A 16,042-nucleotide genomic window follows, 5' to 3' on the forward strand; every position below is an offset into this window, starting at 1 on the left:
AGCGCAGTGTTTCAACGGGGATGAACCCTCCCCTTGTGGGAGGGTCAAAATGCCGAAGGCATTTTGGGCAGGGGTGTCTTTCATCCTCCCGAACGCCACGTTCCACCCACCGCATTTCGCCGACCACCCGCGAAATCTTGGTTAAAACTTTACTTCTTCCCGCGAGACTCAAGTGTCAGACAAATCGCGGGGGAGCTTCGATGACCAACCGGCGCACAACCGGGCTGCTGCTTGCGGCCGGCCTGTTCTCGCTTGCCGCGACCGCGGCCCACGCCGGCGGGCTGGAGCGCGGCGGCTACGACATCGACCCGCTGTTCGACGCCACCAGGGTCACCGGATTCGTCTCCGAAACCTTCGTCATGCCCGAGCGCCGGCTGAACAACGTCGTCGACACCAACAACATCGACGGCATCGGCACCACCGGCACCGGCGGCGGCGCCACCGACGGGGTCCACGAGTCGCCCGCCTACACCGTGCCGAAAATGGGCATCAAGCTGGGCCTCGGCGACCACGTGGATTGCCTCGCCGACTACTCGCAGCCGTGGGGCGCGCATCTCGATCCGGGCAACGGCTGGGCCGGCCTCAACAGCAACATCGAGACGCGGATCGACAGCGACAACTACGCCGCGACCTGCTCGTACCGCATGACCTTCGGCAAGGGTCAGGCCCGCATCATCGGCGGCCTGTTCTATCAGGAAGTCTCCGGCTTCAAGGTCCGCCAGGTAGTGCCGGACAGCACTGTCATCGGCAACGGCACGGGCCGCCTCGATCTCGCCGGCCACGGCGTCGGTTGGCGCATCGGCGCTGCCTACGAGATTCCCGAAATCGCGCTCCGCGCCAGCGTCCTCTACAACAGCAAGGTCGATCTCGGTAACATCACCGGCATGCTCGACATCAGCGAGGTGAACGGCTCGCCGCTCATCCCGATCTTCGGCAATCAGGCGATGCCGCAGACGCTGGAGCTCAAGGCGCAGTCGGGTATCGCCAAGGACTGGCTGGCCTTCGGCTCGGTCAAATGGGTCGACTGGAGCACGTTTCAGATCGTCTCCTTCTGCTCGCAGGCGATCATGGGCACGCGGCCCTGCACCTTCGGCGACGTCGCCAAACTGGCCTCGCTCGACTTTCTCTATCGCGACGGCTGGACGCTCTCCGGCGGCGTCGCGCACAAGTTCAGCGACCTGTGGAGCGCGCAGGCGTCGCTTGCCTGGGACCGCGGCACGACCACCGGCCTCTCGTCGCGCACCGATATGTGGACGCTGTCGGCCGGCGCCAGCTTCACGCCGCGCGCCGACATGGAACTCCGCCTCGGCGGCGCGCTCGGCATCCTCACCGCCGGCTCGGTCGGCGCCGAAGCCGAAGCCGACGGCACCCTGCACGGTACCGACGTCAGCTACAGCTTCGGTAACGACCTGATCGCGGCACTGTCGACGTCGTTCAAGATCAAGTTCTAGAGGCGGGTTACCGTCACCCCGGCGGGCGCGGCCAGGAAGGCTTCCTGCCCCGCCGCCAGCGGCATCTCGTCGGCGCCGGTATCGGCAGCGAGCGCGACCAGTCGCAGCACCGCGGAGGTTGCCCGCTCCAGCGCGGCTTCCGGCCTGACGCCATCGAGCCGGTGCGCGAGGTAGAGCGCGGCGAACAGATCGCCGGTGCCGTGCGGCTCGTCGGCAATGCTGCGGTGGACCGCCAGATGCGTCCCCTCCGCCGTGACCAGCAGCGTCCCGATCTCGCCGTCCGCGGCGTGCGCCGAAGTCACCAGCACCTCGCGCGGCCCGAGCTTGCGCGCCGCCGCGATGAGCGCCGCGTTGTCGCCGATCGGCATGCCGGTCAGCCAGCCGAGCTCGTAGCGGTTGGGCGTCGCGATGTCGGCGAGCGGCATCGCGAGATCGCGGAGCGCGACCACCATCGCCTCCGGCTGGAACAGGCCGTAGTAGTCGCCGATGTTCGGGTCGCACAGGAACAGCGCCGCCGCGTTTCCGGCCTTCAGGGTGCGCATGAGTTCGGCGGCCGCCGCCACCTGATCGATCGTCCCAAAATATCCCGCCAGCAGCGCGCCGACTTCGCCCAGCCATTTCGCCTTGCCGAGGTCGGCGAGCAGCGCGCCGAAGCCGGCGTTATCGGGCGCGATGCGGCTGGCGCGGCCGTGGCCCGGATGCCATGGCAGGACCACGGTCGGCACCGACCAGACCGGGAAGCCCAGCCGCTCAAGGGCAAAGACCGACGCCCGGCCGCCGATGGCGCCGCGCGCGACGAGGCTGTTGACGACGATGACGGCAGATTTCGGCACGGCCAACTCCGCTTCCCCCGCGAAGGCGGGGGTCCAGGACGGCGTGAGTTAGCACGGCCCTCCTGAAGGCGGCGACTCCAATCCTTCGCCGCCTGTCGCACGCCTCTGGAGCAAACCACGCCGCCACGCTAAAGCATGGCCCGCGACCTTCGGAGTGAACGAGATGCCTGCCAGCCTGCGCCCCCGCCGGAGCGCACTTTACGTCCCCGGCGCGAACGCGCGCGCCGTCGCCAAGGCGAAGACGGTGCCGGCCGACGTCATCATCTTCGACCTCGAGGATTCGGTCTCGACCGCCAACAAGGAGCGCGCCCGCGAGGCCGTCGCCCAGGCGGTCGCCGAGATGGTCAACGGGGCGCGCGAGATCGTGGTGCGCGTCAACGGCCTCGACACGCCGTGGATCGCCCGCGACGTCGCCGCGATGGTGGCCGCCAAACCGAACGCGCTGCTCCTGCCCAAGATCGCCCGCACCGACGACATCCGCCGCGCCCGCGCCGCGATCAGCGCCGCATCGCCGCCGAAGGACATGAGCCTGTGGGTGATGATCGAGACGCCCGCCGCGATCCTCAACGCCGCCGCGATCGCCGCCATCGCTTCGCTGCCGCCGCCGGCGATCACCGGCTTCGTCATCGGCACCAACGACCTCGCCGCCGAGCTCGGCGTGCCGCCGCGCCCGGGGCGCGCCGCGCTGCTGCCGCACCTGTCGCAGGCGCTGCTCGCCGCCCGCGCCCACGGCCTGACCATCCTCGACGGCACCTTCAACGACATCGACGACCGCAAGGGCCTGAAGGCGGAGTGCGTGCAGGGCCGCGAGATGGGCATGGACGGGAAGACATTGATCCACCCCTCGCAGGTGCCGATCGCCAACGACGCCTACGCGCCGGACGAGGAAGAATTGATCTGGGCGCGGAAGATCGTCGCGGCCTTCGCCGAGCCCGACAATTCCGGCGTCGAGGTGCTGGCGCTGGCCGGACGGATGGTCGAGCGGCTGCACGAACGCTCGGCCAAGCGCATGATCGCGATGGCGGAGGCGATCAAGGCGATGGAGGCGGATACGGCGGAGCCGAAGGCGCGGCGGAAGTAGCGCTGGACAGCCTACGCACTATTGTCGCCGCCCGAACTTCGCGGGGACGACAGCCGGGGCGATGTCTCTTTGCAGGTTTCCAATACCCGGGCGGAGGAGAGACACCCCTCCCCAAAACCGCTGCGCGGTTTTGGCCCTCCCACAAGGAGAGGGCTCAGTGGAGTTTGTTCGAGCGCGGTGTTCCGCCAAGGATGAACCCTCCCCTTGCGGGAGGGTCAAAACGCCGAAGGCGTTTTGGGGAGGGGTGTCTCCCCTCCCCACAGCGTCATTCCGGCGAAAGCCGGAATCCAGCGGGCGATAATCGACCTCGCCGCACCCTTAGTGCTGGACCCCGGCTTTCGCCGGGGTGACGACGAAGGTCACACCCAGGGCCGCTCGACCGCCGCCGCCTTCTCGAACGCCGAGATCCGCTCCGTCTTCTCCAGCGTCAGCCCGACCTCGTCGAGCCCGTTCAACAGGCAATGCTTCTTGAACGCGTCGATCTCGAAATGCACCACGCCGCCGTCCGGCCCGCGCACTTCCTGCGCCTCGAGATCGATCGACAAGGTCGCGTTGGCGCCGCGCTGTGCGTCGTCCATCAGCTTGTCGAGATCTTCCTTCGACACCTTGATCGGCAGGATGCCGTTCTTGAAGGCGTTGTTGTAGAAGATGTCGCCGAACTCGGTCGAGATCACCGAGCGGATGCCGTAGTCGAGCAGCGCCCACGGCGCATGCTCGCGCGACGAGCCGCAGCCGAAGTTGTCGCCGGCGACGATGATCTTCGCCGTCTTGTAGGCCGGCTTGTTCAGCACGAAATCCGGGTTGGGCGAGCCATCGTCGTTGTAGCGCAGCTCCGCGAAGAGACCCTTGCCGAGGCCGGTGCGCTCGATCGTCTTCAGGTAGTCCTTTGGAATGATCATGTCGGTATCGACGTTGATCATATTGAGCGGCGCCGCGACGGCGGTGAGCGTGGTGAACTTTTCCATCTGGCTTGCCTTTGCGGTCTCTTTCCCTCGCGGCCCGTGTCATGCGACGGTCGGTCCGCGAGGTCAAGGCTGCCGTCACCAACCGCTAGACTTCAGTTTTTCGATGTTTTGCAACAGCACGTCGTTGTTCTTCTCAACATTGCCAAGCAACTCGGCATTCCTCTCATTCTTGAGCTGAAGCGCGGTCGTCGATTGCAAGATGGAAGTCCAGTTTAGGTTCGGATCGACATCCGATGATTTTTGACCCGCTGCCGCCAGTTCCTTCAGTTTTGTCGTCAGCTCTGTGATAGCCGCAGCGTTCGCGTCCACCGCCTTTTTTAGATCAACAAGGCTGTTGGCACTGGCTTGAGCCGTTTCAACCACGAGGCCGTCTTTCGGCGAGAATACGATTTTCGTGAACACGCCAGCACCCAGGAGCGCCACGCAACAAACCAACGCAATCGATGCAGTACCGCTGTTGAGTCCTCTGACGATACTGATTAGGAGGGCCGTCGCACCAACAGCGCCGACGATCACAGGCGCTAGCCACAGTAGGTCGCGAAGTATCATGAGGAACCCGCGGTAAACGATCTGCACCGTAGGATATCTTGAAACACATCATTTGCTATTCATAGTTGTTCTCGGAGCATTCCAGTGACACCCCATATCGAGGCGAAAGCCGGCGACTATGCCGAGGCGGTGCTGCTGCCCGGCGATCCGCTGCGCGCCAAGTGGGTGGCCGAGACGTTCCTGGAGGCGCCGCGCCTGGTCAACAAGGTGCGCAACTGCCTGGGCTATACCGGCACGTACAAGGGCAAGCCGGTGAGCGTGCAGGCGACCGGCATGGGCCAGCCCTCGCTCGGCATCTACGTCCACGAATTGATCAACACGTATGACGTCAAGCGGCTGATCCGCATCGGCACGTGCGGCGCGCTCGTGCCCAAGGTGAAGCTCCGCGACGTCGTCATTGCGTCCACCGCCTCGACCAGCTCGGCGATGAACCGCGACGTCTTCGGCCAGTTTAATTTCGCCCCCGCCGCCGATTTCGGCCTGCTGCGCGCCGCGGTGGAGGCGGCCGAGACGCGGCATCTGCACTGGCACGTCGGCGGTATCGTCTCGATCGACGTGTTCTACCATCCGGACGGCGTCAAGGTTTACGACACCCTCGCCGCACACGGCGTGCTGGGCGTCGAGATGGAGACGGCGGCGCTCTACACGCTCGCCGCCCGCTTCGGCCGCCGCGCGCTCACCGTCTGCGCCGTGTCGGACTCGCTCGTCACCCGCGAGGAGATCGATCCCGAGGCGCGGCAGACATCGCTCCGCGAGATGGCCGAACTGGCGCTGACGGTGGCGACCGGCGCCTAGCCGGCGGGCAGCATCCGGCGCAGCACCGGATCGCGCAGCACGAGGTGGTGGAAGATCGCCGCCACCGCATGCAGGCCGGCGAGCCCGATCAGCACCGTCGCCATCCGGTGGTGAATTTCGAGGATCTAGTGGCCGATGCGGCGCGAGGCGGAAATCAGCGGCTCGATCTCGCCTCCGTAGATCAGGAGCGCGTTGCCCTCGCGCCATGTGCCGACGATGGCGCTGAGCGGCACCGCCACCATCAGCGCATAGAGCAGCCAGTGCGAGGCCTTGGCGGCGAACGCCATCAGCCCGGGCATCGGCGGCAGGACGGGGCGCCGGTCGAACAGCCGCCAGATGAGGCGGAGCAGCACCAGGATGAACACGGTGAAGCCGATCGACTGGTGGGCGCGCATCAGCGGCGAGCTTGTGTCCTGGCCCCACGAGCCGGCGATCAGCCAGTTGCCGACGATGAGGATGGCGGTAATCCAGTGGAAGCCCTGCGCCACAAGGCCGTAGCGATTTTCGCTGCCGAAAACAGACATGGAGACATCCCCGTGCGCCGTTGCCGCTCTCTTCCTCCCACGAGCGGATCGGCATCTTCCGACGGCCGTGGAACATAAATATTTCGCGGCCTGATAGAAAATGCCTAGCCGACCTCCGCCTCGATCGCCTCCATGTCGTCGTCGGACAGGCCGAAGTGGTGCCCGATCTCGTGGATGAGCACGTGGCTGACCACGGCGCCGAGCGTCTCCTCGTGCTCCGCCCAGTAGTCGAGGATGGGCCGGCGGTAGAGCCAGATCATGTTCGGCATCTCGCCGGTCTGCGCCGTGGCGCCGTGGTGCGCCATGCCGACACCCTGAAACAGGCCGAGGATGTCGAACTCCGACTCGATGCCGAGGTCGGTGAGCACGTCCTCCTCGGGAAATTCGGTGACGCGGATCGGCACCTCGCCGACAAGGGTGCGGAATGTATCGGGCAGCGCCGCGAAAGCATCGCGCGCGATCGCCTCGATGTCGTCGAGGGAGGGGGCGAGGTCAGTGGGGGAGATCGGCATGGCGCCGGGAGACTTCCTTGGCTCACGTTGCAGGTCAAGCGGATGAGAGACACCCCTCCCCAAACGGCCTTCGGCCGTTTGACCCTCCCACAAGGGGAGGGTTCATCCGTGTTGGAACCTCAGGCGCCAACAAACTCCGCTTGAGCCCTCCCCTTGTGGGAGGGCCAAAACCGCAAAGCGGTTTTGGGGAGGGGTGTCTCTCCTCCGCACGAAATCCGCACGAGGCGACGTGGCCGTTCATCAATGTGGCCGGCGCCTGAACCTCAGATAAACGCCCGCCTCAGGTTCGGTTCAGCGGCTCCCGATTAGAACCTGCATCACGGTCGGACGAAACGACCCGACACATAGCCCACGGGAGACCACCATGTTGAAGAAGACCCTCATCGCAGCCGCCACTGCCGGCCTCATCGGCCTCGGCATGGCTGGCACCACGACCTCGGCTTCCGCTGCAGGCGCCTCGGCGCAGTTCGGCGGCCCCGGTTGGAGCGTCACCATCGGCAACGGCAACTACAACCAGTACAACCAGTTCAAGCCGGCCAAGTTCTGCACGCCCATCGTCAAGAAGGTGAAGTGGTGGGACCGCTTCGGTTATCCGCACTGGAGCCAGGTCGTCGTCGGCCAGAAGTGCCCGCCGCCGTTCCACCCGCCGCACAACAACGGTCCGTTCCCCGGTGGCCCGGGCAACCATGGTCCGTTCCCCGGTGGCCCGGGCAACCATGGCCCGTTCCCGGGCGGCCCCGGCCAACACGGTCCGGGTTGGGGTTGGTAGTCGCGTCCAACCTTTGACCTGTGGGAAGAGCCCCGCGCTCACAAAGCGCGGGGCTTCTTCTTTGCCGCAAGTGACGACCCGGTGCGCCCCTGTTTACGGGGGAACTGTCGGCGCAGCCGACTGAGGGGGCGCCCTCTCCACCATGCCTCGCATGGTCCCCCTCCCCGTTCCACGAGGGAGGAGCCCCCTGTGCTTAGGCGGTTCCCCACTCGCGCACGTCGACGAAGCGGCCAGCGATCGCGGCAGCCGCGGCCATCGCCGGCGACACGAGGTGCGTGCGGCCCTTGAAGCCCTGGCGACCCTCGAAGTTGCGGTTGGACGTCGAGGCGCAGCGCTCGCCGGGCTTCAGCCGGTCCTCGTTCATGGCGAGGCACATCGAGCAGCCCGGCTCGCGCCAGTCGAAGCCCGCGGCCTTGAAGATCTTGTCGAGGCCTTCGGCTTCCGCCTGCTCCTTCACCAAGCCGGAGCCCGGCACGACCATCGCGATCACCGCCGGGTTGACGTGCTTGCCGGCGACGATCTTCGACGCGGCGCGCAGGTCCTCGATGCGGCCGTTGGTGCACGAGCCGATGAAGACGTGCTCGACCGTGATGTCCTTGATCGGCGTGTTCGCCTTGAGGCCCATGTAATCGAGCGCGCGCTCGACCGCGCGGCGCTTGTCGGGATCGGCGATGTTCGCCGGATCGGGGACATTGCCGTTCACCGTCACGACATTTTCCGGCGAGGTGCCCCACGTGACCAGCGGCGGCAGCTTCGACGCATCGAGCTTCACCTCGCGATCGAAATGCGCGCCGTCTTCTGAGTAGAGCGTCTCCCAGTAGCGCCGCGCCATGTCGAACTGCGCACCCTTCGGCGCGCGCGGCCGGCCGTTGATGTAGGCGTAGGTCGTCTCGTCCGGCGCGATCAGGCCGGCGCGGGCGCCGCCTTCGATGCTCATGTTGCACACCGTCATGCGGCCTTCCATCGACAGGCCGCGGATCGCCTCGCCGGCGTATTCCATGACGTGGCCGGTGCCGCCGGCGGTGCCGATCTCGCCGATGATCGCGAGGATGATGTCCTTGGCGGTGACGCCCGGCGGCGGCGTGCCGTCGACCGTGATCCGCATGTTCTTGGCTTTCTTCTGGATCAGCGTCTGGGTCGCCAGCACGTGCTCGACCTCCGACGTGCCGATGCCGTGCGCCAGCGCGCCGAAGGCGCCGTGCGTCGAGGTATGCGAGTCACCGCACACGATCGTCATGCCGGGCAGCGTGAAGCCCTGCTCCGGCCCGACGATGTGCACGATGCCCTGGCGATGATCGAGCTCGTCGAAATATTCGACGCCGAACTCCTGCGAGTTCCTCGCCAGCGTATCGACCTGCAGCTTCGATTCCGGATTGTGGATGCCGCCGCGCCGGTCGGTGGTCGGCACGTTGTGATCGACGACGGCGAGCGTCTTCTCCGGCGCGCGCACCTTGCGATGCGTCATGCGCAGCGCCTCGAAGGCCTGCGGGCTGGTCACCTCGTGGATGAGATGACGGTCGACGTAGAGGAGCGAGGTGCCGTCGGCGCCGTCCTCGACCAGGTGGTCGTTCCAGATCTTGTCGTAGAGGGTCTGCGGTTTGTCGTTGGCCATGGCGGGTGGTCCTGAATGCACGGGTCGGATTGCCCTGACGGGCGGCGGCGTCAGCTAGGCCGCGATAAGTCCGTCGACCGTGACGTGGCGCGCCAGGAACCGCCACGGCATGCGCGCGCGATCCGCCATCCCCGCGAAATCGAAGGTTCCGCGGAGGCGCCGGCCGTGCTGCTGCGAGGTGAAAACTGTCGTTTTCATGGGGGGTTAGATAGCAACCCTGTGGCCGTAAGACAAATGGCAGTTAAACTGCGCCCACGAGCCCCTTGGATGGCTGTGGCAACCGAGCCCTGCGGGCCAGGAGTAACGACCGTGTCCCTCGCCGCGACGTGGCTTTCGTGGTCTTCCCTCGGGATCCCAAGATACCTGGCCCGATCGGCGTGGCACCAGCACGCTCCCTTCGCCGAGTGGCTGATCGAGACGCACCGCCCGGCGAGCCTCGTCGAGCTTGGAACGTATTCCGGCTTTTCCTACGCGGCCTTCTGCGACGCCGTGCAGCGCAATGGGCTCCCGACCCGATGCAGTGCGATAGATACGTGGCGCGGCGACGAGCACGCCGGCTTTTACGGCGAGCAAGTCTTCACCGCGTTCCGCAAGTACCACGACGCGCGTTACGCCGCCTTCTCGCAGCTGATCCGCGCGACGTTCGACGACGCGCTGGCAACTTTCCCCGACCGGTCGATCGATCTGCTGCATATCGACGGGCGCCACCTGTACGAAGACGCCCTCCATGATTTTTCGACGTGGCGTCCGAAACTTTCCGCGCGGGCGATCGTACTCTTTCACGATACGGCCGTGCTCACCCGGAACTTCGGCGTCCACCGTCTCTGGAAGGAACTGTCCGCCACCTATCCGCACTTCCAGTTCACGCACGGTCATGGCCTGGGTGTCCTCGGCGTCGGCGACCAGCGGACGCAGGCGCTGATCGATCTCTACGCTGCCGAGGGCACAGACGAGGGCCAGCGCATACGGTCGACGTACGCTCATCTCGGACGCGCGATATCGGATCACTACGAAAGTGCGCGGCTCAAAGCGGCAATGTCCGAGCGGGAAAAAGAGATCGACCGGCTGCGCAAAGTCATCGCGGCAACGGACAACAAATCCATGCCCGCTTGAGATTGCCCGCAAGGCGAAACAAAAAGGGCGGCCGAAGCCGCCCTGAACCCGAACCGCTGGAGCGGAAGCTTACGCCTTCGCTTCGGCCTCGGTGCCCTGCTCCCGGAAGTCCTGCTTCTCGGTGATGCGGGCCGACTTACCGCGCAGGCCGCGCAGGTAATAGAGCTTGGCGCGGCGGACCTTGCCGCGGCGCACGACCTCGATCGAGTCGACCGACGGCGAGAAGAGCGGGAACACGCGCTCGACGCCCTCGCCGTACGAAATCTTGCGCACGGTGAAGCTTTCGTTGATGCCGCCGCCGGTGCGGGCGATCACCACGCCTTCATAGGCCTGGATACGGGTGCGCGTGCCTTCGGTCACCTTGACGTTGACCTTGACGGTGTCGCCCGGCGCGAACTCGGGGACGGCCTTGCCACCCATGATCGCCGCGGCTTGCTCTTTTTCAAGCTCCTGGATGATGTTCATGGGGGTCGAGCCTTCTTCTCTGACGCGAAGCGATGGGCGCCCTCGTGGCGCAACCGACCGCATACCGGCGTATCCGTTGAAATTGGGCGGTTCCATACCCTAACAGGGATGGGTTGTCGAGGGCGGAGCGCCAATTCCCGCCACTCTGCCGGCCATGCGTTAACGCCGCGCTAGCCTTGGTCTCTCCGGCCTTTGAGGAGGTCGGGCCGCCTTTGCCGCGTAATCCGTTCGGCCTCGGCCCGCCGCCAGGCGGCAATCTTCGCGTGATCGCCGGAAACCAGCACCTCGGGGATGGGCCGCCCCTCCCACACCTGCGGCCGGGTGTAGTGCGGATACTCGAGCAGCGCCTCGGCGAAGCTTTCGCTCTCGCCCGACGCCTCGTTGCCCATGACGCCGGGGAGCAGCCGGACGACCGCATCGACGAGCGCCATCGCCGCGATCTCGCCGCCGGACAGGACATAGTCGCCGACCGAAACTTCGGTCAGCCCCCTCCCCTCGATGACGCGTTCATCGACGCCCTCGAAACGCCCGGCGACGATGACGACGCCGGACTTGCCGGCGAGATCGGACACGAACGCCTGATCGAGCGGCCGCCCGCGCGGCGACATCAGCAGGCGCGGACGATCGTCAGCACCGACCGCATCTATTGCCGCGCCCAGCACGTCGGCGCGCATCACCATGCCCGGCCCGCCGCCTGCCGGCGAGTCATCGACGCTGCGGTGCTTGTCGGTCGCCGAGGCGCGGATATCGCGCGCCTCCAGCGACCATTTCCCTTCCGCCAGCGCCTTGCCGGCGAGGCTGACGCCGAGCGGTCCCGGGAACATCTCGGGAAACAGCGTGAGAATGGTGGCGCGGAAGCTCATGCTTCGTCGCCTTCTTCTTCGTTGTCGTCGTTGTCGTCGTCGAAGATGCCGCGCGGCGGATCGAGGATCACGCGTCCGCCCGCGATGTCGACTTGCGGCACGGCCGCGTCGGTGAACGGCACCAGCACCGTGTTGCCGGTCGGCGGCGCAATCTCCAGCAGATCGCCGGCGCCGTAGTTTGGCACGCCGACGACGGTGCCGAGGATCGTGCCGCTGAGCGTCACCGCGGAGAGGCCGATGAGGTCGGCGTGGTAGTACTCGCCTTCCTCGGCCGGCGGCAGCTTCTCCTGCGGCACCGACAGCTCGATCCCGTTGAGCTTCTCCGCCGCGTTGCGATCGGCGACGCCCTTGAGCCGCACGATCAGCATGTCGGCCGACGACGATCCCGCCGCGGCGCGCGCGGTCTCGATCTCGAATGTGCGCCCGTCGCGCGCGGTCAGCGGCCCGTAGTCCTCGACGGAAAACGGGTCCTGCGTGAACGACTTCAGCCGCACCTCTCCCTTGATGCCGTGCGCGGCGCCGATCTGCGCGACGAGGACGAGCTTCGGCTTGTCAGACATAGCGCGCCCCCCTCCCGCCCAGCTCCGCGTTCCCCGCGAAAGCGGGGACCCACGCGGTCGAAGAAGTGTCGCGGCAGTCGCGAGTTGCGCGCTCCATGGCCAAGCTCCTGGACCCCGCTTTCGCGGGGGAAGCGGAGTGGTGGCTAGGCCGCCGGGGCCTCGGCCGGAGCGGCAGCAGCAGCGGCGGCCTTGTCGGCAGCGGCGGCGGCAGCACCGGTGCGCTCCTGCGCCTTCTTGCCCGGCACGGCCTTCTCCGGATTGTTGCGCGGCGAACGCTTGGCGAGGCCGGCGGCATCGAGGAAGCGGAGCACGCGGTCGGTCGGCTGCGCGCCCTTGCTGATCCAATGCTGGATGCGCTCGGTGACGAGCTCGACGCGCTTCGGATCGTTCTTCGGCAGGATCGGGTTCCAGGTGCCGACGATCTCGATGAAGCGGCCGTCGCGCGGGTAGCGCGAATCGGCAATCACGATGCGGTAGAACGGACGCTTCTTGGCGCCCGCGCGGGTGAGACGGATTTTCAGGGACATTTCAGTTTCCTTGCGTTGATTTCGGTGAACGTTATTTCTTTTTCGGCAGGCCGGGCAGACCGGGGAAACCCCCGCCACCGCCCAAAGGTCCACCAAGTCCTGGAAGCTTCAAATTCGGAAAGCCGGGCGGGAGCGCGGCCGGAGCACCAGGGAGCCCGCCGCTCTTGGCAAGCTTCTCCAGCGCCGCGGTGTCCATCGGCGGCATGCCGCCGGGCGCGCCACCGCCGCCCATGCCCATCATGCCGCCCATGCGGGCGAACATGCCCTTGCCGCGGCCCATGTCCTTCATCATGTCGGCCATCTGCCGGTGCATTTTCAGCAGCCGGTTGACCTCCTCGACCTTGGTGCCCGAGCCCGCGGCGATGCGCTTCTTGCGGCTCGCCTTGAGCAGGTCGGGATTTTTCTTCTCGGCCTTGGTCATCGACGAGATGATCGCCGTCTGGCGCTTGAAGACGCTGTCGTCGATGCCCATCGCATCGATCTGCTTCTTCACCTTGCCGACGCCGGGCAGCATGCCCATCACGCCGCTCATGCCGCCGACATTCGCCATCTGCTTGAGCTGCTCGGAAAGATCGTCGAGATCGAAGACGCCTTTGCGCATCTTCTCGGCGGCCTTCGCCGCCTTGGCCATGTCGATGTTCTGCGTCGCCTTCTCGACCAGGCCGACGATGTCGCCCATGCCGAGGATGCGGCCGGCAACACGCGCCGGATCGAAATCTTCCAGCGCGTCGAGCTTCTCGCCGACGCCGAGCAGTTTTATTGGCTTCCCCGTCACCGCGCGCATCGACAGCGCCGCGCCGCCGCGCCCGTCGCCATCGACACGTGTCAGCACGATGCCAGTGATGCCGACGCGGTCGTCGAACGACTTCGCGAGATTGACCGCGTCCTGCCCGGTGAGCGAATCCGCAACCAGCAGGATCTCGTGCGGCTTCGTCGCCGCCTTGATCTCCGCCATCTCGACCATCAGCGGCTCGTCGATGTGCGTGCGGCCGGCGGTATCGAGGATGACGACGTCGTAGCCGCCGAGACGCGCCGCCTGCTCGGCCCGGCGCGCGATCTCGACCGGCGACTGGCCGGCGACGATCGGCAGCGTGTCGATGCCGGCCTGGACGCCGAGAATCTTCAACTGCTCCTGCGCCGCCGGACGGCGCGTGTCGAGCGACGCCATCAGCACCGTCAGCTTCTGCCGGTCGGCGAGACGGCGCGCGATCTTCGCCGACGTCGTCGTCTTGCCCGAGCCCTGCAGGCCGACCATCATCAGCGCCACCGGCGCCGGCGCGTTGAGGTCGATCGACTGCGCCTCGGAGCCGAGCATCTCGACCAACTGGTCGTTGACGATCTTGACGACCATCTGCCCGGGCGTGACCGAGCGCACGACCTCGGCCCCGATCGCGCGGGCGCGCACCTTGTCGGTGAACGAGCGCACGACATCGAGGGCCACGTCGGCCTCGATCAGCGCGCGCCGAACCTCGCGCATCGCCTCGTTGACGTCGTTCTCCGACAGGGCACCGCGTTTGGTGAGCTTGTCGAGGATGCCGCCAAGGCGTTCGGAGAGGGATTCGAACATCAGGCCGCGCCCCCCTCGGCCATCCCGTCGCTCTTCGTCATCCCACTCTCAGTCGTCATCCCGGCGAAGGCCGGGATCCAGTCTTGTTCCTGCTTGGCGCTCACGCGCCGCTGGACCCCGGCTTTCGCCGGGGTGACGAGTGAGTATGAGGTAGCGATCACGTTCAAAATACCAATATTCCCAAGCAGTTACGCGCCCGCGGGCGCATTGCGCTGGCGGACGCTGACCTCCGGGATCCGGCCCCGGTGGGCTTATCTAAATCTCACTCTTTTCAGAGTCGGCCGTGGGTTTACGTGGCGGTCCGGCCGGAGTCAAACAAGCCCATGGTTACCAGAGGACGCCCGGGTCCCATTTCTGGTCGCGGGCAAACACCGCGCCGATGGTGGCCATGCCGAAGAAGCCGATAGCCAGCGGCACCAGCGCGAACGGCACCGCCAGCGGAAATAAGATGAAGCCGGGATCGTTGCGCGGGATGAGCAGCAGTGCCGCAAGCTCCCCAACCAGAATGGCAAGCGGCCAGCGCCAGACGCGGACCGGCACCAGATAGCCAAGCACGGCGGAAAGGATGCCGAGCGCCGGCAGCGCGAGGTACCACCACGAGTCCGCGTCCCAGGCCTCGTGCGTCGGCGTCGGGAATGCGAACGCTGCCCAGGCGACGAACCCGGCAGCAGCAGAAATGAAACCAGCGATCAGAGGATGAAGCCGCGACACCAGCCGACAGTGCCTAGGCCGACGGAAGCGCCACGCCGGCGTCCGCCTTCGCATTGTGGCGCATCTCGCGGAAGGAGACCAGCCGCTTCCGCCCTTCGTCCCATAGGACAAGCTTCACGCAGCCGAGGCTCTGGAACAGCGTCAGCCGCCCGACACCGGCGAGCTCGGGATGGTCGCGCAGCACATCGGGCAGCCGGTAATACGGGATGCGGCTCGACAGGTGGTGGATGTGGTGGATGCCGATGTTGGCGCTGAACCAGCGCAGCACGCCCGGCAAGTCGTAGTGCGACGAGCCGTGCAGCGAAGCCTCGGGGTGGCTCCAGTCAGGATCGCGCTCCCACGACGTGTGCTCGAACTGATGCTGGACGTAGAACAGCCACACGCCGATCGACGCCGCGATGATCGTGATCGGCAGGTGAATCATCAGGAACGCGCCGATGCCGGTGAGCCAGATCAGCCCGCCGGCGAGCACGAGGATGCCGAGGTTGGTCGTCATCGTCGACACCCAGGAATGCCAGCCGAGCCGGAACGAGCCGACCGGCAGGCGATGCTGGAGCAGGAACAGGTACGCCGGCCCGATGAGGAACAGCACGATCGGGTTGCGATAGACGCGGTAGCTGAGCTTGCCGCGCCAGCCGAGCTGCCGGTATTCGGCGACCGTCTTGGTGGTGACATCGCCGATGCCGCGATGATCGAGGTTGCCCGAGCCGGCGTGGTGCAGCGCGTGACTTTGGCGCCACGAGTCGTGCGGCGTCAGCGTGAAGACGCCGATGACGCGGCCGACCCAGTCGTTGGCACTGCGCCGCGCGAAGAACGAGCCGTGGCTGCAGTCGTGCTGGATCATGAACAGGCGGACGAGAAAGCCCGCCGCCGGTACGGAGAGCAACAGCACCAGCCAGTAGCCGACGAAATGGAGCGAGGCCCACATCGTCAGCCACAGCGCGATGAGCGGGAATGCGGTGAGCGCGATTTCGACGGCGCTCCGCCCGTCGCTCGGGTCGCGATAGCGCGCGAGCGCCTTCGACCATTGGCGAGAGTCGCTCGGTAGCGTGGTGACGGGCTGCCGCATGTGTCTTGTAGCGTACAGCACCTTGGGCGACGGCAATGTTACATTTTGCACATCTCCAGAAGAATGAGGCCGGCGC

The 16,042-nt window shown here is 66.4% G+C and carries 18 protein-coding genes and 1 pseudogene; 5 read left to right on the forward strand and 14 right to left on the reverse strand.

Going from position 1 to position 16,042, the window contains the following annotated elements:
* Positions 1-200 precede the first annotated feature (200 nt).
* Positions 201-1,451, forward strand: coding sequence for an OmpP1/FadL family transporter (locus WDM94_00590; GenBank protein ID MEJ0011125.1), 1,251 nt, complete (start codon positions 201-203; stop codon positions 1,449-1,451).
* On the opposite strand, the gene WDM94_00595 is transcribed toward WDM94_00590, so the two are convergent.
* A complete protein-coding gene (locus tag WDM94_00595; GenBank protein MEJ0011126.1) occupies positions 1,448-2,284 on the reverse strand; it encodes a PfkB family carbohydrate kinase in 837 nt (278 codons plus the stop codon). The two genes, WDM94_00590 and WDM94_00595, sit on opposite strands and share 4 nt — an antisense overlap.
* Before the next feature lie 163 nt (positions 2,285-2,447).
* Between WDM94_00595 and WDM94_00600 the strand changes: the two genes are divergently transcribed.
* Positions 2,448-3,365 (forward strand): CoA ester lyase, encoded by a 918-nt coding sequence (locus WDM94_00600; protein ID MEJ0011127.1) that lies wholly within the window; start codon positions 2,448-2,450, stop codon positions 3,363-3,365.
* Between the two features lie 359 nt (positions 3,366-3,724).
* Here WDM94_00600 and leuD read toward each other — a convergent pair whose 3' ends face one another.
* Both leuD and WDM94_00610 read right to left on the reverse strand, forming a co-directional pair.
* The gene (leuD, locus tag WDM94_00605) at positions 3,725-4,330 is read right to left on the reverse strand and encodes a 3-isopropylmalate dehydratase small subunit (GenBank protein ID MEJ0011128.1); all 606 of its coding nucleotides are present in this window, start codon (positions 4,328-4,330) and stop codon (positions 3,725-3,727) included.
* Positions 4,331-4,405: 75 nt separating this feature from the next.
* Positions 4,406-4,906 carry a hypothetical protein gene (locus WDM94_00610; protein ID MEJ0011129.1) on the reverse strand — a complete coding sequence of 167 codons (501 nt, stop codon included), beginning with the start codon at positions 4,904-4,906 and terminating at the stop codon, positions 4,406-4,408.
* 57 nt (positions 4,907-4,963) lie between these two features.
* On the opposite strand from WDM94_00610, the gene deoD reads away from it, so the two are divergent.
* Positions 4,964-5,674 carry a purine-nucleoside phosphorylase gene (deoD, locus tag WDM94_00615; GenBank protein MEJ0011130.1) on the forward strand — a complete coding sequence of 237 codons (711 nt, stop codon included), beginning with the start codon at positions 4,964-4,966 and terminating at the stop codon, positions 5,672-5,674.
* Here deoD and WDM94_00620 read toward each other — a convergent pair.
* Positions 5,671-6,198: pseudogene (locus WDM94_00620) on the reverse strand (cytochrome b). The gene deoD and the pseudogene WDM94_00620 overlap by 4 nt on opposite strands.
* A 104-nt stretch (positions 6,199-6,302) precedes the next feature.
* On the reverse strand, positions 6,303-6,710 hold the full coding sequence (locus WDM94_00625) for a metallopeptidase family protein (protein MEJ0011131.1): 408 nt from the start codon (positions 6,708-6,710) through the stop codon (positions 6,303-6,305).
* Positions 6,711-7,074: 364 nt separating this feature from the next.
* Here WDM94_00625 and WDM94_00630 point away from each other — a divergent pair, with 364 nt between their 5' ends.
* Positions 7,075-7,479 (forward strand): hypothetical protein, encoded by a 405-nt coding sequence (locus tag WDM94_00630; GenBank protein ID MEJ0011132.1) that lies wholly within the window; start codon positions 7,075-7,077, stop codon positions 7,477-7,479.
* A 193-nt stretch (positions 7,480-7,672) separates the two neighbouring features.
* Here the strand turns inward: WDM94_00630 and leuC are convergent, their stop codons facing one another.
* Both leuC and WDM94_00640 read right to left on the reverse strand, forming a co-directional pair.
* Complete coding sequence (gene leuC, locus WDM94_00635) at positions 7,673-9,091, reverse strand: 3-isopropylmalate dehydratase large subunit (GenBank protein MEJ0011133.1); 1,419 nt, start codon at positions 9,089-9,091, stop codon at positions 7,673-7,675.
* A gap of 54 nt (positions 9,092-9,145) precedes the next feature.
* On the reverse strand, positions 9,146-9,289 hold the full coding sequence (locus tag WDM94_00640) for a hypothetical protein (GenBank protein MEJ0011134.1): 144 nt from the start codon (positions 9,287-9,289) through the stop codon (positions 9,146-9,148).
* A gap of 111 nt (positions 9,290-9,400) precedes the next feature.
* Here WDM94_00640 and WDM94_00645 point away from each other — a divergent pair, with 111 nt between their 5' ends.
* Complete coding sequence (locus tag WDM94_00645; protein MEJ0011135.1) at positions 9,401-10,204, forward strand: class I SAM-dependent methyltransferase; 804 nt, start codon at positions 9,401-9,403, stop codon at positions 10,202-10,204.
* Between the two features lie 69 nt (positions 10,205-10,273).
* Here WDM94_00645 and rplS read toward each other — a convergent pair whose 3' ends face one another.
* From rplS to WDM94_00680, 7 genes are all read right to left on the reverse strand, one after another.
* Complete coding sequence (gene rplS, locus WDM94_00650) at positions 10,274-10,669, reverse strand: 50S ribosomal protein L19 (GenBank protein ID MEJ0011136.1); 396 nt, start codon at positions 10,667-10,669, stop codon at positions 10,274-10,276.
* A gap of 170 nt (positions 10,670-10,839) precedes the next feature.
* Positions 10,840-11,532 (reverse strand): tRNA (guanosine(37)-N1)-methyltransferase TrmD, encoded by a 693-nt coding sequence (trmD, locus tag WDM94_00655; protein ID MEJ0011137.1) that lies wholly within the window; start codon positions 11,530-11,532, stop codon positions 10,840-10,842.
* Entirely contained in the window at positions 11,529-12,092 is a 564-nt protein-coding gene (gene rimM, locus WDM94_00660) for a ribosome maturation factor RimM (protein MEJ0011138.1), read from the reverse strand. The genes trmD and rimM overlap by 4 nt, the downstream gene beginning before the upstream one ends.
* Positions 12,093-12,235: 143 nt before the next feature.
* Positions 12,236-12,619 carry a 30S ribosomal protein S16 gene (gene rpsP / locus WDM94_00665; protein MEJ0011139.1) on the reverse strand — a complete coding sequence of 128 codons (384 nt, stop codon included), beginning with the start codon at positions 12,617-12,619 and terminating at the stop codon, positions 12,236-12,238.
* Positions 12,620-12,650: 31 nt separating this feature from the next.
* Positions 12,651-14,186, reverse strand: a complete 1,536-nt coding sequence (ffh, locus tag WDM94_00670; protein MEJ0011140.1) for a signal recognition particle protein — start codon at positions 14,184-14,186, stop codon at positions 12,651-12,653.
* Between the two features lie 327 nt (positions 14,187-14,513).
* Positions 14,514-14,897 (reverse strand): hypothetical protein, encoded by a 384-nt coding sequence (locus WDM94_00675; protein ID MEJ0011141.1) that lies wholly within the window; start codon positions 14,895-14,897, stop codon positions 14,514-14,516.
* A 13-nt stretch (positions 14,898-14,910) separates the two neighbouring features.
* Complete coding sequence (locus WDM94_00680; protein MEJ0011142.1) at positions 14,911-15,966, reverse strand: fatty acid desaturase; 1,056 nt, start codon at positions 15,964-15,966, stop codon at positions 14,911-14,913.
* Positions 15,967-16,042: the final 76 nt, after the last annotated feature.

The organism is Bauldia sp., from assembly GCA_037200845.1.
Taxonomy (GTDB): domain Bacteria; phylum Pseudomonadota; class Alphaproteobacteria; order Rhizobiales; family Kaistiaceae; genus DASZQY01.